A 20710-nucleotide genomic window follows, 5' to 3' on the forward strand; every position below is an offset into this window, starting at 1 on the left:
CGCTCGACTTGCATGTGTTAAGCACGCCGCCAGCGTTCGTCCTGAGCCAGGATCAAACTCTCCAACAAAAACTTGTCGAACAGCATAACCTGGCAACAAAAGTGTTGCCAAAGGAATCCCAACCAGCCAAACCAAAAGGCCTGACCAGTACGGGGTATAAAACAATTGGCACTGGCTTTACAAGCACCCTGTTGAGTTCTCAAAGAACAACCACACACCAACCAGAAGCACCGCTACCAGCGGAACCCCCGTTTGGGGCAACCTCCCCAACCTACTCGGTCTTGCTTCCGTCGTCAACCTCGCGTTCGAGATGATCAACTTGGCTCGACCAGACCCACGCTGACGCTCACCGTTTCCGGTGGTCGTTGCTCTCGTGGGTTTCGGCGGACCGGCCGGCGTCGCTCTCGCGACCACCCGCCCGGCTCCCTGCCGGCTTTCGAACTCTACCCGGTCGGCTTCGCGTTCGCAACTCCGTGTCCCGGAGTGTCGAGCACCGCCCGAATCTCAGTCTGGCTCGGCGTCACCGCCACCAGCCTGGCGCCCGTTCTCGGCCGGTTTGCCCGGCCTCCCGCGTGCAGAGAGAAAGTTACGCGGACCCGCCCCGGAAGGCAAATCAATGATCGTCATTGGGCGAGCGTGACGGGTCCACCGGAATGCCGGCGTCGAAGAGAGCGTTCCGGAGCGGTCCCGTGCCAGAGTGGTCGGCATGGATGATCCGTCCCCGGTCCCGGCCGTCGCCGAGGACGCTCTGCTCGGCCTCCTGCTGCCGTTCTGGCAGTTGGTGATCGGGGCCGTCGTGCTCGCCGTACTGGTGCTGTCGATCAGGCGCCTGGCCCGGCGCGGCCCCTCCCGGATGACCACCGCTCTCCTGGTCACTGCGGCGGCGATCGCCGGTATCGCCGCTCTGGGCCTGCTCTTCGGAGGCTGACCGCGCTCAGAGCCGGCGGTTGGCCAGGCTGGGCAGCTCGGCGCGGATCGTCCGCAGCCGCTCCAGGTCGATCTCGGTGACCGCCAGTCCCGGACCGTCGGCGACCTGGCTCAGCACGGTCCCCCACGGGTCGACCACCATGCTGCGCCCGAAGCAGGTCCGGCCCGGGTCGTGGTCACCTGTCTGTCCGGCCGCCGCCACGAAGCACTGGTTCTCGATCGCCCGGGCCCGCAGCAGCACCTCCCAGTGGTCCCGCCCGGTGTGCATCATGAACGCTGCGGGCACCACGAGCAGTTCGGCGCCGCCGTCGGTCGCGAGCTGCCGGTACAACTCCGGGAACCGCAGGTCGTAACAGATGGACAGGCCGACCCGCAGACCCTCGACGTCGACCACCACTGGCTTCTCGCCCGGCGCGACGGTTGCCGACTCGAGGTAGGAGACGCGGCCGGGGATCTCCACGTCGTACAGATGGATCTTCCGGTAGGCGGCGGCGAGCGCGCCCTCGCGGTCGAAGACCAGGGAGGTGTTCCAGGTGTGCGCCGGGTCCGGACCCGCCTCGTGGAACGAGCCGGCGATCACCCAGATGCCCAGCCGGCGGGCGGTCTCCGCGAAGAACCGCCCCACAGTGCCGTCGACCGGCTCGGCCGGCGGCATCCGGTCGGCGTGACCGAGGTAGTCGACGTACTCCGGAAGGAGGGCGAGGTCCGCGCCGGCCGCCGCGGCCCTGACCAGCAGGGCCTCGGCGGCGGCGAGGTTCGCCGCCCGGTCGTCGCGGGCGTTGAGCTGGCAGACGGCGACGCGCATGACCCGAGGGTACGGGCGGAAGCAGGCGCGCGACAGGGCTCAGACGCTGGACAGGACGAGCGCCGCCGCGGCGAAGCCGAGTCCCGCGACCTGTGCCGGCCGAAGTCTTTCCCGGTCGACGGCCAGTGCGAGCAGGACGGTACTCGCCGGGTAGAGCGAGGCGATCGCGGCCACCACGCTCAGGTGCCCCCGGCCCGCCGCGGCGAGGAACAGCGCGTTCGCGGCGGAGTCGAGCAGGCCCGCGGCCGCGGCCCAGCCGAGCACCCGTCGCCCCAGGCGCAGGCGTGCGCCGGTGCGGACGGCGAGCGCGAGGCCGAACGCGATCGAGCTGACGCGTACTGCCAGAACCGGCCACATGCCGGCGGCCTCGTCGGCCTGGCCGAGCAGCGCGAAGAAGACGCCGAAGAGCAGTCCGGCGGCCAGCGCCATGCCGATCACGCGGCCGGAGACGCGGCGTGCCGCGCCGCGCTCCCCCAGGCTGACCAGCCCGATGGCGACCACGGCGAGCCCGGCGCCGCCGAGCGCAACAGCACCCGGCGAGTGTGCGAGGACCAGGCCGGCGACGATCGGCACGATCGCCGCGGTGATCGCGGTGACGGGCGCGACGACAGCCATCACGCCGGTGGCGAGCGCGCGGTAGAGCAGCATGACGCCGCCCGCGCCCGCCACGCCGGCGAGCAGTCCCCACCCCAGGTCGAGCGGGCTCGGCGTGCCGGGCACCACGAGGACGAGGACGAGCAGCAGCGGAACGCTGAGGATCTGCGACACGACAGTCACGGCGATCGGGTCGGCGCGCCGGGACGCCTTGCCGCCGGCGAAGTCGGCCGTGCCGAAGGCCAGCGCGGACACGGCGGCGAGGACAATGGGGAGCATCCCGCAGTCGTACCACAATAGTGACCGTGAAGGACAGTGTGATGACCGATACCGGTGGACGGGTCGGCGCGGTGACCTCAGCGGTCGCCCGCCAGGTACGTGACCTGCGAGCAGCACGCGGCTGGTCGTTCGAGGAACTGGCCGGCCGGTCCGGAGTCAGCAAGGGCATGCTGGTGCAGATCGAGGGGGCGCGCACCAACCCGAGCATCGGCACGCTCTGCCGGGTCGCCGACGCGTTCGGCGTCAGCATCGCCCGGCTGCTGGAGCCGGCCGAACAGAGCACGGTGCGGGTCAGCGCGGCCGACGAGGCGCCGGTGCTGTGGCGCGGCCCCAACGGCGGCCTGGCGCGTCTGCTCAGCGGCCTCGGCGAACCCGACCTGGTCGAGCTGTGGGACTGGCGGATGGAACCCGGGGAGGCGTTGCGGTCCCCCAACCACGCCCACGGCACCCGGGAGATCCTGCACGTGCTCGACGGCGCCGCCACTGTCACAGTGGACGGCGTCGACCACGACGTACGCGCCGGCGAGACGGTCGAGTTCCACGCCGACCGGGAGCACGGCTATCGCACGGCCGGTGACGGGCCGGTGCGCCTGATGATGGTGGTGGTCACCCCGTCGGGCGAGTGGGACCGGCGGACCCGCTCACGCGGACCGCGCCCGAGCTGACCCGGGCGCGGTCGCGAACGGCGGTATCAGGCCGACTTCTCCTCGCGGTCCCGCCGGCGCCGGCCGGTGAACTCGCGGGGCACGATCGTCGGGTTGACGTTCTCCAGGACGACCTCGCGGGTGATCAGCACCCGGGCGGCGTCGGGGTTGCTCGGCACCTCGTACATCACGGAGAGGAGCACCTCTTCCATGATCGCCCGCAGGCCGCGGGCGCCGGTGCCGCGGAGCATGGCCTGGTCGGCGATGGCCTCCAGCGCGGGCTGCTCGAACTCCAGCTCGACGCCGTCCAGCTCGAACAGGCGCTGGTACTGCCGGACCAGCGCGTTGCGCGGCTCGGTCAGGATCCGCACCAGGGCGCTGCGGTCGAGGCTGCGCACGTTGGTGATCACCGGAAGCCGGCCGATGAACTCGGGGATGAGCCCGAACTTCAGCATGTCCTCCGGCATGACCTGGCTGAAGATGTCGTCGGTCGACCGCTCGGACACCGACCGGAGCCGGGCGCCGAAGCCGGTGCCGCCGGAGCCGGTGCGGGCCTCGATGATCTGGTCGAGCCCGGCGAACGCGCCACCGCAGATGAACAGCACGTTCGTGGTGTCGATCTGGATGAACTCCTGGTGCGGGTGCTTGCGCCCGCCCTGCGGCGGCACGTTGGCGACGGTGCCTTCGAGCATCTTCAGCAGCGCCTGCTGCACGCCCTCGCCGGAGACGTCACGGGTGATCGACGGGTTCTCCGACTTGCGGGCGATCTTGTCGACCTCGTCGATGTAGATGATGCCCGTCTCGGCGCGCTTGATGTCGTAGTCGGCGGCCTGGATCAGCTTCAGCAGGATGTTCTCGACGTCCTCACCGACGTAGCCCGCCTCGGTGAGCGCGGTGGCGTCGGCGATGGCGAACGGGACGTTGAGCATCCGGGCGAGCGTCTGCGCCAGGTGCGTCTTGCCGCAACCCGTCGGGCCGAGCAGCAGGATGTTGGACTTGGCCAGCTCGACGCCGTCCGTGCCGGAGCCCGGCGCGCCTGCGGCCTCGGCCTGGATCCGCTTGTAGTGGTTGTAGACCGCGACGGCGAGCGCCTTCTTGGCCTGCTCCTGACCGACGACGTAGTTGTCGAGGAACTGGCAGATCTCCATCGGCTTGGGAAGCTCTTCCCACTTCACCTCGCCGGACTCGGCCAGCTCCTCTTCGATGATCTCGTTGCAGAGGTCGATGCACTCGTCGCAGATGTAGACACCAGGGCCCGCGATGAGCTTCTTGACCTGCTTCTGCGACTTGCCGCAGAACGAGCATTTCAGTAGGTCGCCGCCGTCACCGATCCGTGCCACCTACGTTCTCCCTGCACTCGTCGGCCGGAACGCCGGCCCTGACCTGCGAGCGCCGGAGCGCCCGTCCGTCCTGTCGTCCCACCATGCTGTCGGCTCCACCTGATCCGACCGGCGGAGCGGTACAGACCCGACGTTACCCGGTGGCCGGGTTTTCTCCGACCCCCAAAACGGGTGTGTCAGAGGTCGACCGGGAACGATACCCCGACCGACCTCCGACCACACGTTGCTCAGCCCGCGGCGTGCGACGCCAGCAGACCCTTCTTGCGGCTGGTCAGGATCGTGTCGACCAGCCCGTACTCCTTGGACTCCTCGGCCGTCATGATCTTGTCACGGTCGATGTCCTTGCGAACCTGCTCGATCGGGCGGTTGCAGTGCCGGGAGAGCATGTCCTCCAGCTGCGTCCGCATCCGCAGGATCTCCCGCGCCTGGATCTCGATGTCCGAGCCCTGGCCGTAGCCGCCCTCGGTGGCCGGCTGGTGGATGATGATCCGGGAGTTGGGCAGCGCCATCCGCTTACCCGGCGTGCCCGCGGAGAGCAGCACCGCCGCCGCGCTCGCCGCCTGCCCGAGGCAGACGGTCTGGATGTCCGGGCGGACGTACTGCATGGTGTCATAGATCGCCGTCATGGCGGTGAAGGAGCCACCGGGCGAGTTGATGTACATGATGATGTCGCGGTCCGGGTCGGTGCCCTCCAGCGTCAGCAGCTGGGCCATCACGTCGTTGGCCGACGCGTCGTCCACCTGCACGCCGAGGAAGATGATCCGGTCCTCGAAGAGCTTGTTGTACGGGTTGGACTCCTTCATCCCGTACGACGTGCGCTCGACGAACGACGGCAGAACGTAGCGGTTGTGCACGGCCGCGAACTGGGGCGGCAGGCTCAGGTCGGTCATCGTCAGCTCCTCGGTCAGCTCAGGGTCCCGGCGCCATCCGGAACCTGCGCGGCCCCGATGATCACCTTGTCGATGAAGCCGTAGTCCATGGCCTCCTGGGCGGTGAACCAGCGGTCACGGTCCGAGTCCGCCTCGATCTGTGCCTGGGACTGGCCGGTGTGGAACGCGACCCGCTCCTGGAACATCCGCTTGGTGTAGAGCATCTGCTCGGCCTGGATCGCGATGTCCGACGCGGTGCCGCCGAGGCCACCCGAGGGCTGGTGCATCATGATCCGCGCGTGCGGCAGGGCGTAGCGCTTGCCCTTGGTGCCCGCGCAGAGCAGCAGCTGGCCCATGGAGGCGGCCATGCCCATCGCCACGGTCGAGACGTCGTTGTCGATGTACTGCATGGTGTCGTAGATCGCCATGCCGGAGTAGACCGAGCCACCCGGCGAGTTGATCCAGAGGAAGATGTCGCGGTCCGGGTCCTCCGCCGCGAGCAGCAGGAGCTGCGCGCAGATGCGGTTGGCCACCTGGTCGTTCACCTCACTGCCCAGGAAGATGATCCGTTCCTTGAGCAACCGGTTGTAGACCGAGTCGTCGAGGTTGCCAATGGAGTCGCCACCGCGGGCCTCGTTCACCCGGAGCGACTTCTTGGGGATGTGCATGTCGGTCATGGCAGCCCTTCGCTCTCCGTACCGTCCTACCCGACACTAACCGCTCAGCCGGGAGGCGTACTCCCGGTCGGGGCACTGTTCGCTCTCAGCGCAGTCACCCGCACGGCGTACCCCGGAAAGGGTTTCGGCCGCCTCCCGGCGCGCAGCGCGGGACGGCGGCCGACACCCCCGATGGTCAGTGCTGGTGGTCGTGCTCGGCCTCGTTCTGGGCCCGCAGCGCGTCGAGGGAGACCTCGTTGCCCGCCGAGTCCTTGATCTTGATCTTCTCCATCACCGCGGCGAGCGCCTTGCCCCGGCGGACGTCGCCGAAGACGGCCGCGGCGGCGCCGGAGCGGACCAGCTGGTCGTAGTACTGCTGCGGGGCCATGCCGGCACGCTGCGCCCGGTGCACGATCTCGTGACCGAACTCGTCGTCGGAGACCTGCACGTCCTCGGCGTCGGCCAGGGTGTCCAGCAGGAGCTGGATCTTGACGCCGTCGGTCGCCGCCTCGGTCAGCTCGGTGTCGATCTGCTCCTCGGTCTTCTCCTCCGCCGCGAGGTATTCCTCCAGGGAGGCGCCGATGCGCTCGAGCTGGTCGACCATCGCGGCCTTGCGGCTCTCGACCTCCTCCTTGACGACGCCCTCGGGCGCCGGCACCTCGGCGGCGGCCACCATCTGCTCCAGGGCCTTGTCACGGGCGGCGTAGATCTGCTCGACCTGCTTGCCCCGGGTGACCCGCTCCCGCAGGTCGGCGCGCAGCTCGTCGATGGTGTCGAACTCGCTGGCCATCTGCGCGAAGTCGTCGTTGAGCTCGGGGAGCTCCTTCTCCTTGACCGTGCGGACGGTCACCGCCACGTCGGCGTCACGGCCGGCGTAGTCGCCGCCGACGAGCTGCGTGGTGAAGGTGGTGCTGTCGCCGGCGGCCAGGCCGACCAGCGCCTCGTCCAGACCCGGCAGGAGCTGCTTGCTGCCCACCTCGTGCGAGATGTTGCTCGCCGAACCGCCCGGGACCTCCTCGCCGTCAACAGTGGCGTTCAGGTCGATCTGCACGAAGTCGCCCTCCTGGGCGGCCCGCTCGACGGTCTTCAGCGTGGCGAACCGCTCGCGCAGGCTGTTGATCTGCTCGTCGATCTCGCTGTCGGCGATCTGGATCTCGTCGACGGTCACCTCGATGGTGGCCGGGTCCGGCAGGGTGATCTCCGGCCGGACGTCCACCTCGGCGGTGAAATTGAGCGAGTCGCCGTCGTTGAACTCCGTGATGTCGACCTCGGGACGGCCGAGCGTCTTCAGGTCGTGCTCCCGGACCGCGGCGAGGATGTTCTGCGGGATGGCCTCCTGGATCGCCTCGTTGAGGACGGTCCCCCGGCCCACCCGCTGGTCGATCACCGCGCTGGGGACCTTGCCCCGGCGGAAGCCGGGAACCTGGACCTGCTGGCCGATCTCCCGGTACGCCTTCTTGAGGCTCGGCTCGAGCTCGACGAACGGCACCTCGATGGCGAGCCGCACGCGCGTCGGGCTCAGAGTCTCGACGGTGCTCTTCACAGGCGTACTCCTTGACGGATCTGGGTGTTGAGTCTGGGGCGTGATTGCGCGCATCGAGTGTAGGCGAGCCGGCCGACGGCATCGGCAGGGCCCGGGTACCGCGCGGAAAAAACCGGCGGTTCCCGGGACGATCCGGTCGCGAACGACAGTCGGGGTGGCGGGATTTGAACCCACGGCCCCTCGCTCCCAAAGCGAGTGCGCTACCAAGCTGCGCCACACCCCGGTGGCGACGAAGAGTGTATGCCGTCCGGCCCCTCGCGCGGGTGACCGGGGCACGGCGCGCGGTGTGGCGGGTGGCGTCGGGTGCCGCCGGGTGGCGTCGGGTGGCGTCGGGTGGCGTCGGGCGCCAGTTCGGGGAAGTGGCTGGGTCCGGGGGCGCAGGAAGGCGCCACCTCGCCGAAATTGTGTGGATCTTGACGGTCGGCGGCGTGCGCGGGGTACGCGCTGCACGGCGGCGGGGGTGATTCGGTACGCTGTCGGCGCGCCCTGCTGTGGTGGGGCGCTCGCGGGCGTAGCTCAATGGCAGAGCTTCAGTCTTCCAAACTGACGGTGCGGGTTCGATTCCCGTCGCCCGCTCCACGGCCTCCGGCCCCGGTCAGAGGACGCATCCCCCGAGCCTGGGCCGGTCGGCGACTCCCCCGCTCGGGCCAGCCGCGGCCATCAGCTGCTCCGGCCGCCTGCGAGGATCCGCCTCACGAACTCAACGGCCGGGCCCCTGGAGCGCCGAAGCCAGCAGTTCGTACGTGGCCTGGTCGAAGGCGACCAGGCGGACGTGCTCGACGTTCGTCGGTGTCGCTCTGATGGTCGAGATCGCGATCTTCGCTGCCTGGTCGGTCGGGAACCCGTACACACCAGTAGCGATGGCGGGGAAGGCGACGCGGCGAGCGGCGATCTCATCGGCAACCTCAAGGCTGCGCCGGTAGCACGACGCCAGGACATCGGCCTCACCGTAGCCGCCGCCTTCCCACACCGGGCCGACGGTGTGAATGACATGGCGTACCGGTGGGTCAAGATCGAACGCCGGCGTGGCGACCGCGTCGCCCGGATCGCACGGTGCCAGGGCAGCACCCGCCTGGGCCAGCCGCGGTCCGGCTGCACGATGAATCGCCCCGTCCACACCGCCGCCACCCAACAGCGACTCATTCGCCGCGGTGACGACGGCATCGACGTCCTCTTGGGTGATGTCACCGAGGACAACTTCGATCACAGGCACGGATCGATGATGCCACCAGAGCACCTCGGCCGGCAGATGACCCCGCCGCTCTCATCGACCGAGGAACCCCACGACGGCGTCGCGCAGATGCCGGTCCGGCTCGCGAGGTTTCAAGGTCCGGGCCGGAGAATGTAGCGACGCCGGAGGCCCACCGCACCGCTCGACCCGGTGCTCCGCCGTGGCGCGTCCACCGTCGCCCGGGTGCCTAGTAGTGGTCCTCGATCGGCCGGCGTGCCTCGTCGAACAGCGCCGGCCCGTCGTACCGCACCGGGCGCGGCGCGGGCGTCGCAGGCTTGACCTGCTCGAACTGCTCGGTGGACAGCGCGTACACGACCCGGCCCAGGCCTGATGCGTTGATCGCCACTGTGCACATCGGGCAGGGCTGGCAACTGGTGTACATGGTGGTCGCGACGGCCGCCTCGGGGGCGAGCTGCCGGGCGGCCCAGCGGGCCAGCTTCAGCTCCGGGTGGGCGGTGACGTCCTTGTCGGAGACCACAGTGTTGTGGTCCTCGATCAGGACGGTGCCGTCCGCGCCGACGAGCAGCGACGCGAACGGCCGCTCGCCGGACGCGCCGGCCCGGTCGGCGAGTTCCACGGCGCGGCGCAGGAACGCCTCGTCGTCGGGTGTCATCAGCCCTCCACGTGTTCAGTCTGCGGCGATCTGCTCGACGGCTCGGGCGGCCACGGCGAGCAGGGCCGGGTCGCCGCTGCGGGCGTACGCGTCGCTCAGGGTGTCGATGAATTTGATCGCGTGCGCGTCCCCGGTGTCCAGCGCCCGCGCCATGACCTCGTCGAGTTCCGGCCCGGCGGCCGGCGGGAGGGCACGGGCCCCGGCCGGGGCGTAGGCGGCGGTGACGGCGGCGGTCGCCGCCCAGGCGGCGGCCAGGCTCGGCCGCCACAGCGCCGGCGGCAGGGCCGGCAGCGTACGCAGGACGGCGTTCGGCGCGGTGGCTGCGTGCACGAGCATCACCGGACCGGCGTACCCGTGTGTGCCGTGCCGGACCACGGCGGCGTCGACGACAGCGGCGAGCCGGGCAGGCACGTCGCGCCACGGCTCACCGGCCAGCTCGCGGTCGAAGAGGTCGAGCCAGTCACCGGCACGTGGTTGGACAGCCACCCGTCGCGCTCGGGACCGGTGTGGCGTACGCGCTCGTACGCCTCGTCGAGTACGGAGTTCAGCACACCGGGAAGCGTCCGACCTGAAGTGTGGTTCAGGTCAAGCGGCGGCGGATCCGCGCCATGTCCTCCTCGGGGAGCGCGTCGGCGACCAGCAGCCGGGGCAGCAGCTCCGTCTCCAGCGTCGTGGCCCGGAACACCAGCGCCACGGTCACGTCGTGGTCGGGCCGGTGCACGACCTCGACCGGGTCTCCGGCGCCGACGCTGCCCGGCGTGACCACCCGCAGGTACGCCCCGGGCCGTACCTCCTCGGTGAACCGCTTGATCCAGCCGCGTTCGCCCAGCCACCCCTGGAACGTGCCGCAGGGGATGCGCGGGCAGGAGACCTCCAGCACCAGGTCCGGCCCGATCCGCCACCGCTCGCCGATCAGCGTGCCGTTGACGTCCAGCCCGGTGGTGGTCAGGTTCTCGCCGAAGCTGCCGTCGGCGAGCGGACGGCCCAGCTCGGCCTCCCAGTGGTCCAGGTCCTCCCGGGCGTACGCGTAGACCGCCTGGTCGGTGCCGCCGTGGTGGGCCACGTCGTAGACCCGGTCACCGGCGAGCCCGACGTCGCCGTTGCCCTTGGGGCCGGGCGCGGTGACGGCGACCCGGCCGTCCACGGGCCGCTTGTCGATGCCGGTGGCGCCGATCCCCTTCCACGGGTTCGGTTGCGGTCGGCCCACGTTGACGGAGATCACCCTCATGACGGCGACGGTATGCGGCCGGGCGCCGGACCGGCCAGTCCATTCCCCCGGGCCGGGTGCGCGGCGAGGCGGCGCGGCCTGCGTACGATGCGGGCCGGACATCCTCGTCGGGTGGTGGAGGTAGCCGCGGATGGCAGGCCAGCAGGACGGTTTCGCCCTCGGCGTGGACCTCGGCACCTCGAACACGGTGGCGGTGCTGCGCTGGCCGGACGGGCGGACCCGGCCGGTGCTCGTCGACGGCCACCCGATCCTGCCGTCCGGCGTGTACGCCGACGCGGACGGTCACCTGCACGTCGGGCGGGACGCGCAGCGCCTGGCCCAGGCCGACCCGGCCGGCTACGAGCCGAACCCGAAGCGCCGGGTCGACGAGGAGACGGTGGAGCTGGGCGGGCGGGCGTACCGGCCGGCGGAGCTGCTGGCCGCGACGCTGCGCGCGGTTGCGGACGCGGCGGTGGCGGCGGTCGGGATGCTGCCCCCGGCGGTGGTCACCCACCCGGCGGCCTGGACGCCGGCCCGCCGTCAGGTGCTGCACGACGCGCTGGAACTCGCCGGCTGGCCGGCGGCGGCCGAGCACACGCTGGCCGGGCCGATCGCGCCCGGCACCCGCCTGCTGCGTGAGCCGGTGGCCGCGGCGCGCTACTTCACGCAGGTGCTGCGCCGGCCGGTGCCGGTGGGCGGTGCGGTGGCGGTGTTCGACTTCGGCGGCGGCACGCTCGACGTGGCGGTGCTGCGCAACGAGGGCGCCGATCCGTGGGGAGACTCCGGCTTCCAGCTGGTCGCCACCGGCGGGATCCCCGACCTCGGCGGTCTCGACCTGGACGCGGCCCTGCTCGGGCGGCTCGGCGAGCTGGTCGGCCCGGCCCATCCGGGCGAGTGGGCCCGGCTGACCGACCCGGCGACCACCGCGGAGCGGCGGGACCGCCAGCAGCTGTGGGACAACGTGCGCGGCGCGAAGGAGATGCTGTCCCGGGCCATGGTCGCGCCGGTCGCCGTACCGGGGGTGGAGGCGGCGGTGCCGCTGTCCCGGGAGGACTTCGAACGCCTGGCCGCGCCGCTGCTGGCCCGGGCCGTGACGGAGACCCGCGAGGTGACCGCCGCCGCCGGGCTGCGTCCGGAGCAGCTCTCCGGTCTGTTCCTGGTCGGCGGGTCGACCCGGGTGCCGCTGGTGGCCCGGCTGCTGCACGCCGAGCTGGGCATCGCGCCGACGGTGCTGGAGCAGCCGGAGATGCCTGTCGCCGAGGGCGCGCTCACCGACCTGCCGCTGCCCCGGCGGTCCGGCCGTCCCGGCGTGCCGGTCCAGGCCGCGCCGGCACCACCCGCGCCGGCCCAGCCCGAATCGACACGGCCCGCGCCGCCCGCGGGCGGGACCGACGCCGGCACGGCCAGCGCCGCCACGGTCCCGGCCGGTGCGACGAGGCCGAACCCGACCGCGCCGCTCGGCGGTCCGGACGCCGCGTCCGCCGGACCGCACGGCACGCTGGTCGCCGACGGCCCCGTCCCGCAGACGGCCGCCACGAGGTACGACGGCACGCCGGGCCCGGTTCCGCCACAGCCCACGAGGTACGACGGCATGCCGGCCGCCCACGGTCCGGTTCCGCCGCACCCGGCCGCGGGCTACGGCGTACCCGGACCGTCCGCTCCCCCGCCCGGCGGCTGGCAGCCCGGCGTACCCGGAGCGCCCTTCTCCCCCGCGCCGGGCGGTGTCCGGCCGGGCGGCGGCCGGCCACGGCGCGGCCGGTGGATCGCGCTCGGCGCCGGCCTCGTGGTCGTCGCCGTGGCGGCGTCGGTGCTGCTCTGGGTGTTCCGGGACCGGCACCCGGCGCTGGACTTCCACACCGCGGAGCTGGTGAAGACTGTGTCCGCCGGTGACACGCGGCCGGACCAGATGTTCACCGCGACGCTCGGGGAACGCGCCTACCTGGCCCGTTCGCTGCCTGACGACCACCTCCACGTGACTGCCGTCGAGGCGGCCACCGGCAAGACGGTCTGGGAGGGGCGGACCGACGCGACAGCGCAGCGGTGGGCGGGGATCCGGGCGCTGCCCGACGGGCTGCTCGTCCTCGGCGACGCCACCGGAAGCGACTCCCCCCGCGTGCTCGCGGTGCTCGACGGCGATTCCGGCAAACAGCGCTGGCGGACCGACGTCGGCCGCGACGACACCCTGTACCTCGGGCCCGACACGATCGTCCGGCTGGACCGCACCGGCGAACGCCTGGTCGGGCTGCGGCTTGACGACGGCCGGCAGCGGTGGGAGCGGCCCAACCCGCGCACCGAGTACGGCGACGCGCGCACGAAGGTGGTACCGGTCGGCACCGGCGCGGCGCTGGACGGGCCCGGCAACGCCGAGGGCTCGCCGCTCGCCCCGTGGGCGGGGAAGGCAGACCGGCTCGTGCAGGTCGGCGCGGACCGGTCGGTCCGGGTCGTCGACATGCGCAGCGGGAAGATCCTCAAGGACCGGGGCAACGTCGCCGGGCTCGACGATCCGGTGGCCGCCCGCGACGACCGGCTGTACGTGGCGGAGAACGAGCGCGGCCTGCGGCTGCTCGCCTACGACCTGGGCGGTCTCGGCACGCCGAGCGTGCTGTACGAGGCGCCGGAACAGGGCGGCCGGGTGAAGGATCTCGTCACCTGCGGGGAGCGTCGCGTGTGCCTGCTGGAGACGCCCGGCAGCGGCACCGACGACACGCGGGTGGTGGCGGCGACCGAGGGTGAGGGCACCCGGCAGTGGCCGGCGCCGCGCGCCGAGTCGCTGGTGCCGGTCGGTGAGCACGTGCTGGCCGGGCGGGACTCGCCGGACGCGGTGACGCTGTTCGCGCCGGACGGCGCGGCGGTGCTGCGCGACCGGGACGGGACGGCGGTCCGGTTGGACGCCGGCAACCTGCTGATCTTCTCCGAGGCGCCGAGCGCGTACGAGGACGACCGCGTACTCGCGGGGACGGCGGTGGACGGCAAGCCGGTCGAGATGGGGCAGCTCAAGCAGATCCGCAGCGAGTCCTGCTCGTGGAACACCGAGATGCTGGTGTGCGGCGCGGAGAAGGAGTTCCGGTTGTACCGGTTCGCCGGCTGACCGGAAGTGAGCTTGACAGCGATCGATGCCTCGGCTGGTGTGAACGGCAGAGAGATCGACGTTCGTCAGGAGGCCCCGTGTTCGTCCGACGACGGTGGACCGCACTCGCCACCACCAGCATCCTGATCGCCGCGGCGCTGGCCCATCCCGGGCCGGGCGCCGCCGCACCGCCCTCCCCCGCGATCACGCTCGCCCCCACCGAGACCGCGCTGGTCCGCGTGCGGCTCGCCGACCGGGCGCAGCTCGACCGCCTGGTCGCCGGCGGCGCCGACCTGGCCAACCGTCCCCGCTCGCGCGACGGCGAGTGGACCGCCGACCTGGTCCTCACCGGACGGCAGCTCGCCGACCTCACCCGGCAGGGGGCCACCGCCGTGCAGGTGGTGCAGCGCGCCGACGACGGGGCCCGGCACCTGGCCGAGAGCCGCCGCGCCGCGCAGGAGCGCACCCGCGCCGGGCTGCGTACGAGCGGCGCCGCCGCTGTCGACACGCTCCAGTTCCTCCAGGCGTACTGGTGGACCACCGGCGGCCGGACGTTCCTCCAGGCCCAGGTCGCCACCACCGCCACCGACGACCCGGACGTGGAGATCACTGTGAGCTGGCGGACGGCCGACGGTGCCACCGGCTCGTTCCCGCTGTACCGCTTCGAGGACTCGGGCGAGTACCAGTACCACTACGCGCTGCCGCAGCCCGTGCCGAGCCGTCCGGTGCAGCTCACTGCCACCTCCACGCTGGGCGGCACGAGCCGGCCGGTGACGCCGTCGCTCTGGCCGAACGCGACCCCGCCGCCGCAGCCGGCCGGCTATCAGAAGGACTTCATCGACGCCTACCTGACGCCCGTCGACATCAAGGCGCGCATCGCCCGGCTCGGCCGCCAGTACCGCGACCTGGTGGACGTCATCGACCTGCCGAACAAGACCCAGGGATACCGCCGGACCGCCGCCGCCTACCTGGGCGACCCGGCGGCCGCCGCCGTGGTGGTGGAGTCGGTCCGCTTCGGCGACCAGGGCATGAACGGCGTGCAGGTACGCACCGTCGACCCGGGCCGGCCGAACCGGCCGCTGAACATGCGCTACCGGGACCGGGTGCTGACCATCTCGCTGGCCACCGACGGCGCGGGCAAGGTCACGAGCACCACCGACGACGTCGCCGCCCTGATCAACGCCCCGCGGGGCGCCCGCTTCCGGGCCACTGTGGAGGACGGCTCGGCGGGGCTGCCGATGCCGGTGGCCGGGCCGGTACGCCTCGACGACGGCTTGCAGGGCACCGAGGTGCCGTCCCGGCCGTGGACGGTGCAGGCGCTGCGCATCGGCAAGCACCGCGACGGCTCCCGGATCGGCGTGCTGGCGTACTCGCAGGAGCACGCCCGCGAGTGGGCGACCCCGCTCGTCACGCTGGAGTTCGCCGAGCGGCTGCTGGCGAACGCGCGTACCGACGCGGCGACCCGCAAGCTGCTGGAGCAGGTGGACGTGTTCGTCATCCCGACTGTGAACCCGGACGGCGCGAACTACTCGTTCCACGACTACAACTTCCAGCGCAAGAACCTGGTCAACCACTGCACCGGCGCCTCCCGTGACCCGAAGAACCGCACCATGTGGGGCGTCGACGTCAACCGCAACTACACGGTCGGATCCCTGTTCGACGGGTACGTGGGCGCGAGCGCCAACTGCCTGTCCGGCAACTACGCGGGCACGGCGGAGCTGTCCGAGCCGGAGAGCCGCAACGTGATCGACCTGGCCAAGGCCCACCCGAACATCAAGTTCGCGATGAACGTGCACTCGTACGGCGGCTACTTCATGTGGCCGCCCGGGGCGTACAAGGCCGACGGGCGGGTGACGCTGCCGCGCCCGTCGATCGACGAGTCGACGCTGTTCCTGGGCAGCGCCCGGCGCATCGTGGGCGCGATCGCGGCCGAGCGCGGCACCGTCACCTGGCCGTCGCAGACCGGCCCGGTCGCCGACGTGCTCTACTCGGCGGCCGGCAACTCGGCCGACCAGCTCTACTACGAGCTGGGCATCTTCGCCTGGGACTTCGAGGTCGGGAACGACAGGTGGAACGAGACCACCGGTCAGTGGGACGGCGTCGGCTTCCAGCCGCCGTTCGACGAGGCGCACGCCGAGGCGCAGGAGTACGCCGGCGGCCTGGTGGAACTGGTCCGCGTCGCCCGCGACTACGCCGCCGACAACCCGGTCCGGCGCTGACCGCAAGCGGTCCCCGGCCGGTGGAGTCCGGCCGGGGACCGCTTCAGCTCGTCCGGGGCGGGTCGGCCCTGCCTGGCTCAGTCCGCGGTGCCGAGGTCGCGGAACACGGCGAGCGCGCCCGGGTCGTCGATGGTCGCCGGGACCGGCTCGTCGCGCCCCTCCACCAGGCCCCGCATGGTGCGGCGCAGGATCTTCCCGGAGCGGGTCTTCGGCAGCGCCGGGACCACTGTCACCCGGCGGAACGCGGCCACCGGGCCGATCCGCTGCCGGACCAGCGCGACCAGCTCGGCGGCGAGCGCGTCCGGGTCCACGTCGGCGCCGGCCTTGAGCACCACGTACCCGCTGGGCACCTGCCCCTTGAGCGCGTCGGCCACGCCGATCACCGCGCACTCGGCCACCGCCGGGTGCGTCGCCAGGACCTCCTCCATCGCGCCTGTGGACAGGCGGTGCCCGGCCACGTTGATGACGTCGTCGGTGCGGCCCATCACGTACAGGTAGCCGTCCTCGTCGAACCGGCCGCCGTCGCCGGTCAGGTAGTGACCCGGGAACGTGGACAGGTAGGAGCGGACGAACCGCTCGTCGTCACCCCAGAGCGTGGGCAGACAGCCGGGCGGCAGCGGCAGCCGGATCACGATCGAGCCGTCCGTGCCGGGCGGCACGTCCCGGCCCGCACCGTCGACCACGCGCACGTCGTAGCCGGGCACCGGCACCGACGGCGACCCCGGCTTGATCGGCAGCGGCTCCAGGCCGCGCGGGTTGGCCGCCACCGGCCAGCCGGTCTCCGTCTGCCACCAGTTATCGACCACCGGTACGCCGAGCCGCTCCCCCGCCCAGGCCCAGGTGTCCGGGTCCAGCCGCTCACCGGCGAGGAAGAGGGTACGCAGCGCACTCAGGTCGTACCGGGAGATGTGGCTGCCGTCCGGGTCCTGCCGGCGGATCGCCCGGATCGCGGTGGGCGCGGTGAACAGGGCGGCCACCCGGTGCTCGGCGGCGACCCGCCAGAACGCCCCGGCGTCGGGGGTGCCGACCGGCTTGCCCTCGTAGAGCACGGTGGTCGCGCCGGTGAGCAGCGGCGCGTACACGATGTAGGAGTGGCCGACCACCCAGCCCACGTCGGAGGCGGCCCAGAAGACCTCGCCCGGCTCGATGCCGTAGACGTTGCGCATCGACCACCGCAGCGCCACCGCGTGCCCGCCGTTGTCCCGCACCACGCCCTTGGGCCGGCCCGTGGTGCCGGAGGTGTAGAGGACGTAGAGCGGGTCGGTGGCGGCCACCGGCTCGCACGGCGCCGGTTCCGCGTCCGCCATCACCTCGGCCCAGGTCAGGTCGCGGCCGGGCACCAGCGGGGCCGGCTCCTGCGGGCGCTGCACCACCACGCAGCGCTCCGGCGCGTGCGCGGCCTCGTCGAGCGCGGCGGCGAGGATCGGGTGGTACGGCACCACCCGGTCGGCCTCGATGCCGCAGGAGGTCGCCACCACCACCTTCGGCCGCGCGTCGTCGATCCGGACGGCCAGCTCGTGCGCGGCGAAGCCGCCGAAGACCACCGAGTGCACCGCGCCGATCCGGGCGCAGGCCAGCATGGCGATCGCCGCCTCCGGGACCATCGCCAGGTAGAGCAGCACCCGGTCGCCCCGGCCGACGCCGAGACGGCGCAGCGCCCCGGCGAACCGGGCGGTCTCGGCGAGCAGTTCGGCGTACGTGAGCGTGCGGACCGCTCCGGTCACCGGGCTGTCGTGGATCAGCGCGGGCTGGTCGCCACGCCCGGCGGCGACGTGCCGGTCCAGCGCGTTGTGGCAGGTGTTCAGCACCCCGTCGGGGAACCAGCGGTACAGCGGCGCCGCCGAGTCGTCGAGGATGCGCTCCGGCGGGATGACCCAGTCGATGTCGGCCGCCGCGTCCCGCCAGAAGCCGGCCGGGTCGGCGATGCTCCGCTCGTACGCTGATCGATACGCGCCCATGCCGTCATGCTGCTCCGCGGCGCCACGCCGGCACGACGGCCGGACGGGTCCGGTGCGCCGGAAGCACACCCCGGCTCGCTGAACGGCCGCTCACGGCGCTGGGCGGTACCCGTCGCCTGTCGTTCCGGCGGCCCGGGCGTCGAGGACCCGGCGGCCCGGGTCGCGTCGCCGAAGGCCGACGAGCAGCGGTGACGGCTCAGCCCAACGGGCGACGGATGAAGCCCGCGGGGCGGGGTAAGGCAGCACGGTCCTGGTGGAGCGACGACCGGTGTCGCGGCGTACCGCGGCCGGGCACGCGGGCGGGCGGCGCGAATGCCGCCCGCCCGCGCATCCCGGGGCCGACCCGGGCAAACCGAGTTTGATCAATGACGGGCATCGACTAGCGTGCCCAGACGTGAAAACGAACCGGATCTTCCCGATCCTCCTGACCTGTGCCGTGCTGGGCCTCGCCGCGTGCGGCGACGAGAAGCCCTCGACCACGGCCGGGCCGGCAGCCACCTCGGCCTCCGCCGCACCCTCCTCGGCGGCCCCCTCGCCGTCGGCGGCCGCGATGAGCGACAAGGAACTCTGCACCGCCGCAGAGAAGATCAACAAGGACATGCGGGCGAAGCTCATGACCGTCGTGCAGGCGGGCGGCGACCTGACGAAGAAGACCGGCGCGATCCTGACCGAACTCGGTGACCGGGTGACCGAGCTCGCCGCGACCGCCGGCGACGGCAAGGCGGCCACCGCCCTGAAGGAGTTCGGCGCGGAGGCCGGCAAGGCGGGCGCGGCCGCCGACCCGGGCACCGCCGCCGACAACCCCGCCATGGAGAAGGCCAGCAAGGACATCAACGCCGCCTGCCAGACGGCCGGCGCGCCGACCACCTTCTGACACCGACGCCCCGGGTCGTCCGTCCGGCGCGTACCGGACGGACGACCTGTCGGCTCAGTTGCCGGTCACCCAGTTCCAGGCGGAGACCACCCACTCGGTCTGCTGGAGATACGCCACACCGACGCCGACCAGGAACAACGCGGTGACCAGGTGGGCGCCCCGGGCGCTGCGGCGCACCCGGCCGAACTGCCGCTCCAGGATCAGCCGGCCGAGCAGCCGGGCCAGCGCGAACAGGCCGACCGCGGTGAGCAGGCTGAGCACGAACGTCAGCAGCGGGGCGACCAGGTTGCCCCGGCCGGAGATCGCCCAGATGCCCCAGCACACGAACGCGAACAGCGCACCGGCGGCGCTCAGCTCCCCGCCCTTGCGCGCCTGGGCCAGGTGCCAGCTCATCGGCCGGCGGGGCGCCGGCTCCGCCGCCCAGTCGCCGTGCTCGACGGTGGGGAACTGCTCGGTACGGGGCGTACGCGACGGGCGCGGCTGACCGACCGCCGCCACCCCGCGCTGGAACGCGTCCCGCTGCGGGGGCACCACCCCCGGCTGGGGCGGCACCTCCACGGTGCGCTCGGCCCACGGCTGTGTCTGGTCCGCCATCTTCGTCCTCCCCCTCGACCGATTCCGGCCTCGGTTCCGAGGGTAGCCAGCCCGCAAATAGGGTGCCGACCCCCATCGCGGTGCGATACACACGTGCCGTGACTGACGTGGTGGTATCCCGGGCCGAGGACTTCGACGACATCGCGGCGCTGCTGGCGCTGGCCTTCCACGGCGATCTCGACCCCGAGGTGCAGGCGCTCGAACGCCCGATCTTCGAGCCGGACCGGTCGCTTCTGGTCCGCGACGGCGGCACGGCGGTGGCGCACGCCGCCGCGTTCAGCCGCGACCTCGCGGTGCCCGGCGCGGACCTGCCGGCCGCGCACGTGACGATGGTCGCTGTCGCGCCGACGCACCGGCGGCGCGGCCTGCTCACCACGCTGATGCGGCGCCAGCTGCGGGACGTCCGCGACGCCGGCCGCGAGCCGATCGCGGTGCTCTGGGCCAGCGAGGGCCGCATCTACCCCCGCTTCGGCTACGGGTCCGCGGCCCCGCGCTACGTGCTGTCGGTGGACACCACCGGCCTGCGGCTGCCCGCACCGGCGCCCGCCGAGGGGAGGCTGCGACTGGACCGTCCGGACGCGCACCGGGACGAGCTGGCCCGGCTGTACGAGCGGGTCCGCGCCGAGCGTCCCGGCTGGTCCCGGCGCGACGAGCGCTGGTGGTCGTACGTGCTGGCGGACCTCAAGGCGCACCGGGACGGCGCCACCGAGCGCCGGGTGCTGCTGCACGAGGGCGCCGAGGGCCTCGACGGGTACGCGCTCTACCGGACGAAGGACAGCTCGTCGGCCACCGGGCCGCAGGCCGAGGTGCAGGTCGGCGAGGTGGTGGCGGCGACGCCCGAGGCGTACACGGCGCTGTGGCGGCTGCTGCTCTCGGTCGACCTGACCCGCCGGCTGTCGTTCCCGATCGCGGCCCTGGACGAGCCGTTGCTGCGGCTGGTGGACGAGCCCCGCCAGCTCTCCCCGCAGCTCGCCGACGCGCTCTGGGTACGGGTGGTGGACGTGCCGGCCGCGCTCGCCGCCCGGCGCTACGCCACCGACGTCGACGTGGTGATCGAGGTCACCGACGAGCTGCTGAAGGAGAACACCGGCCGCTGGCGGCTGGTCGGCGGACGCGACGGCGCGCAGTGCACGCCCACCACCGCCCCGGCCGGGCTGGCGTGTGACGTACGCGCTCTCGGCGAGCTGTACCTCGGCGGCGCGAACCCGTACGCGCTGGCCGCCGCCGGCCGCGTCCGGGAGCTGATCCCGCACACGCTGACCGCGCTCACCCCCGCCTTCACCTGGCACC

The 20710-nt window shown here is 72.5% G+C and carries 18 protein-coding genes, 2 tRNA genes and 1 rRNA gene; 7 read left to right on the forward strand and 14 right to left on the reverse strand.

Annotation, left to right across the window (positions count from 1 at the left end; all coding sequences use genetic code 11):
* A 16S ribosomal RNA gene (locus ABD52_RS27390) occupies positions 1-68 on the reverse strand; the annotation flags it as partial.
* Between the two features lie 638 nt (positions 69-706).
* On the opposite strand from ABD52_RS27390, the gene ABD52_RS27395 reads away from it, so the two are divergent.
* Positions 707-928, forward strand: coding sequence for a hypothetical protein (locus tag ABD52_RS27395; protein WP_013288029.1), 222 nt, complete (start codon positions 707-709; stop codon positions 926-928).
* 6 nt (positions 929-934) lie between these two features.
* Here the strand turns inward: ABD52_RS27395 and ABD52_RS27400 are convergent, their stop codons facing one another.
* Positions 935-1732 carry a carbon-nitrogen hydrolase family protein gene (locus ABD52_RS27400; protein ID WP_047893682.1) on the reverse strand — a complete coding sequence of 266 codons (798 nt, stop codon included), beginning with the start codon at positions 1730-1732 and terminating at the stop codon, positions 935-937.
* 39 nt (positions 1733-1771) lie between these two features.
* A complete protein-coding gene (locus ABD52_RS27405) occupies positions 1772-2605 on the reverse strand; it encodes an EamA family transporter (protein ID WP_047893683.1) in 834 nt (277 codons plus the stop codon).
* A 41-nt stretch (positions 2606-2646) separates the two neighbouring features.
* Here ABD52_RS27405 and ABD52_RS27410 point away from each other — a divergent pair, with 41 nt between their 5' ends.
* Positions 2647-3270, forward strand: a complete 624-nt coding sequence (locus ABD52_RS27410) for a helix-turn-helix domain-containing protein (RefSeq protein ID WP_047893689.1) — start codon at positions 2647-2649, stop codon at positions 3268-3270.
* 26 nt (positions 3271-3296) lie between these two features.
* On the opposite strand, the gene clpX is transcribed toward ABD52_RS27410, so the two are convergent.
* The 5 genes from clpX to ABD52_RS27435 all read right to left on the reverse strand — a co-directional run bounded on the left by clpX (position 3297) and on the right by ABD52_RS27435 (position 7880).
* Complete coding sequence (clpX, locus tag ABD52_RS27415; RefSeq protein WP_013288033.1) at positions 3297-4589, reverse strand: ATP-dependent Clp protease ATP-binding subunit ClpX; 1293 nt, start codon at positions 4587-4589, stop codon at positions 3297-3299.
* Positions 4590-4816: 227 nt separating this feature from the next.
* Positions 4817-5479, reverse strand: a complete 663-nt coding sequence (locus ABD52_RS27420) for an ATP-dependent Clp protease proteolytic subunit (RefSeq protein ID WP_013288034.1) — start codon at positions 5477-5479, stop codon at positions 4817-4819.
* Between the two features lie 14 nt (positions 5480-5493).
* The gene (locus ABD52_RS27425) at positions 5494-6135 is read right to left on the reverse strand and encodes an ATP-dependent Clp protease proteolytic subunit (RefSeq protein WP_013288035.1); all 642 of its coding nucleotides are present in this window, start codon (positions 6133-6135) and stop codon (positions 5494-5496) included.
* A 175-nt stretch (positions 6136-6310) separates the two neighbouring features.
* Complete coding sequence (gene tig, locus ABD52_RS27430) at positions 6311-7657, reverse strand: trigger factor (protein WP_013288036.1); 1347 nt, start codon at positions 7655-7657, stop codon at positions 6311-6313.
* 149 nt (positions 7658-7806) lie between these two features.
* Positions 7807-7880, reverse strand: a tRNA-Pro gene (locus tag ABD52_RS27435).
* 282 nt (positions 7881-8162) lie between these two features.
* On the opposite strand from ABD52_RS27435, the gene ABD52_RS27440 reads away from it, so the two are divergent.
* Positions 8163-8236, forward strand: a tRNA-Gly gene (locus ABD52_RS27440).
* 121 nt (positions 8237-8357) lie between these two features.
* Here the strand turns inward: ABD52_RS27440 and ABD52_RS27445 are convergent.
* The 4 genes from ABD52_RS27445 to ABD52_RS27460 form a co-directional block, all read right to left on the reverse strand.
* Positions 8358-8870 carry an O-acetyl-ADP-ribose deacetylase gene (locus ABD52_RS27445; RefSeq protein WP_145752731.1) on the reverse strand — a complete coding sequence of 171 codons (513 nt, stop codon included), beginning with the start codon at positions 8868-8870 and terminating at the stop codon, positions 8358-8360.
* Positions 8871-9075: 205 nt separating this feature from the next.
* Complete coding sequence (locus ABD52_RS27450; RefSeq protein ID WP_013475485.1) at positions 9076-9501, reverse strand: nucleoside deaminase; 426 nt, start codon at positions 9499-9501, stop codon at positions 9076-9078.
* A gap of 15 nt (positions 9502-9516) precedes the next feature.
* Complete coding sequence (locus ABD52_RS27455) at positions 9517-9987, reverse strand: questin oxidase family protein (RefSeq protein WP_053065496.1); 471 nt, start codon at positions 9985-9987, stop codon at positions 9517-9519.
* Positions 9988-10081: 94 nt separating this feature from the next.
* Positions 10082-10729, reverse strand: coding sequence for an MOSC domain-containing protein (locus ABD52_RS27460; RefSeq protein WP_047893684.1), 648 nt, complete (start codon positions 10727-10729; stop codon positions 10082-10084).
* Between the two features lie 130 nt (positions 10730-10859).
* Here ABD52_RS27460 and ABD52_RS27465 point away from each other — a divergent pair, with 130 nt between their 5' ends.
* Both ABD52_RS27465 and ABD52_RS27470 read left to right on the forward strand, forming a co-directional pair.
* On the forward strand, positions 10860-13796 hold the full coding sequence (locus ABD52_RS27465; protein ID WP_047893685.1) for an Hsp70 family protein: 2937 nt from the start codon (positions 10860-10862) through the stop codon (positions 13794-13796).
* Positions 13797-13873: 77 nt separating this feature from the next.
* Entirely contained in the window at positions 13874-15994 is a 2121-nt protein-coding gene (locus tag ABD52_RS27470) for a M14 family zinc carboxypeptidase (protein WP_047893686.1), read from the forward strand.
* Positions 15995-16071: 77 nt separating this feature from the next.
* On the opposite strand, the gene ABD52_RS27475 is transcribed toward ABD52_RS27470, so the two are convergent.
* Positions 16072-17952: a propionyl-CoA synthetase gene (locus tag ABD52_RS27475; protein ID WP_047893687.1), complete on the reverse strand. Its 1881-nt coding sequence runs from the start codon at positions 17950-17952 to the stop codon at positions 16072-16074.
* Between the two features lie 394 nt (positions 17953-18346).
* On the opposite strand from ABD52_RS27475, the gene ABD52_RS27485 reads away from it, so the two are divergent.
* The gene (locus ABD52_RS27485; protein ID WP_013288044.1) at positions 18347-18826 is read left to right on the forward strand and encodes a hypothetical protein; all 480 of its coding nucleotides are present in this window, start codon (positions 18347-18349) and stop codon (positions 18824-18826) included.
* Positions 18827-18880: 54 nt separating this feature from the next.
* Here the strand turns inward: ABD52_RS27485 and ABD52_RS27490 are convergent, their stop codons facing one another.
* A complete protein-coding gene (locus tag ABD52_RS27490; protein WP_013288045.1) occupies positions 18881-19420 on the reverse strand; it encodes a hypothetical protein in 540 nt (179 codons plus the stop codon).
* A 98-nt stretch (positions 19421-19518) separates the two neighbouring features.
* Here ABD52_RS27490 and ABD52_RS27495 point away from each other — a divergent pair.
* Positions 19519-20710: GNAT family N-acetyltransferase (locus tag ABD52_RS27495; protein ID WP_235437572.1), on the forward strand; the 1192-nt coding region annotated here is incomplete at its 3' end.

It is taken from the genome of Micromonospora sp. RV43 (genome assembly GCF_001029515.1).
Lineage (GTDB): Bacteria > Actinomycetota > Actinomycetes > Mycobacteriales > Micromonosporaceae > Micromonospora > Micromonospora aurantiaca.

Excerpts from the sequence above, each read along its gene's own strand:
- ABD52_RS27395 (WP_013288029.1), top strand. The coding sequence starts at position 707 with ATGGATGATCCGTCCCCGGTCCCGGCCGTCGCCGAGGACGCTCTGCTC.
- ABD52_RS27400 (WP_047893682.1), bottom strand. The coding sequence starts at position 1,732 with ATGCGCGTCGCCGTCTGCCAGCTCAACGCCCGCGACGACCGGGCGGCG.
- ABD52_RS27405 (WP_047893683.1), bottom strand. The coding sequence starts at position 2,605 with ATGCTCCCCATTGTCCTCGCCGCCGTGTCCGCGCTGGCCTTCGGCACG.
- ABD52_RS27410 (WP_047893689.1), top strand. The coding sequence starts at position 2,647 with ATGACCGATACCGGTGGACGGGTCGGCGCGGTGACCTCAGCGGTCGCC.
- ABD52_RS27420 (WP_013288034.1), bottom strand. The coding sequence starts at position 5,479 with ATGACCGACCTGAGCCTGCCGCCCCAGTTCGCGGCCGTGCACAACCGC.
- ABD52_RS27425 (WP_013288035.1), bottom strand. The coding sequence starts at position 6,135 with ATGACCGACATGCACATCCCCAAGAAGTCGCTCCGGGTGAACGAGGCC.
- ABD52_RS27450 (WP_013475485.1), bottom strand. The coding sequence starts at position 9,501 with ATGACACCCGACGACGAGGCGTTCCTGCGCCGCGCCGTGGAACTCGCC.
- ABD52_RS27460 (WP_047893684.1), bottom strand. The coding sequence starts at position 10,729 with ATGAGGGTGATCTCCGTCAACGTGGGCCGACCGCAACCGAACCCGTGG.
- ABD52_RS27465 (WP_047893685.1), top strand. The coding sequence starts at position 10,860 with ATGGCAGGCCAGCAGGACGGTTTCGCCCTCGGCGTGGACCTCGGCACC.
- ABD52_RS27475 (WP_047893687.1), bottom strand. The coding sequence starts at position 17,952 with ATGGGCGCGTATCGATCAGCGTACGAGCGGAGCATCGCCGACCCGGCC.
- ABD52_RS27490 (WP_013288045.1), bottom strand. The coding sequence starts at position 19,420 with ATGGCGGACCAGACACAGCCGTGGGCCGAGCGCACCGTGGAGGTGCCG.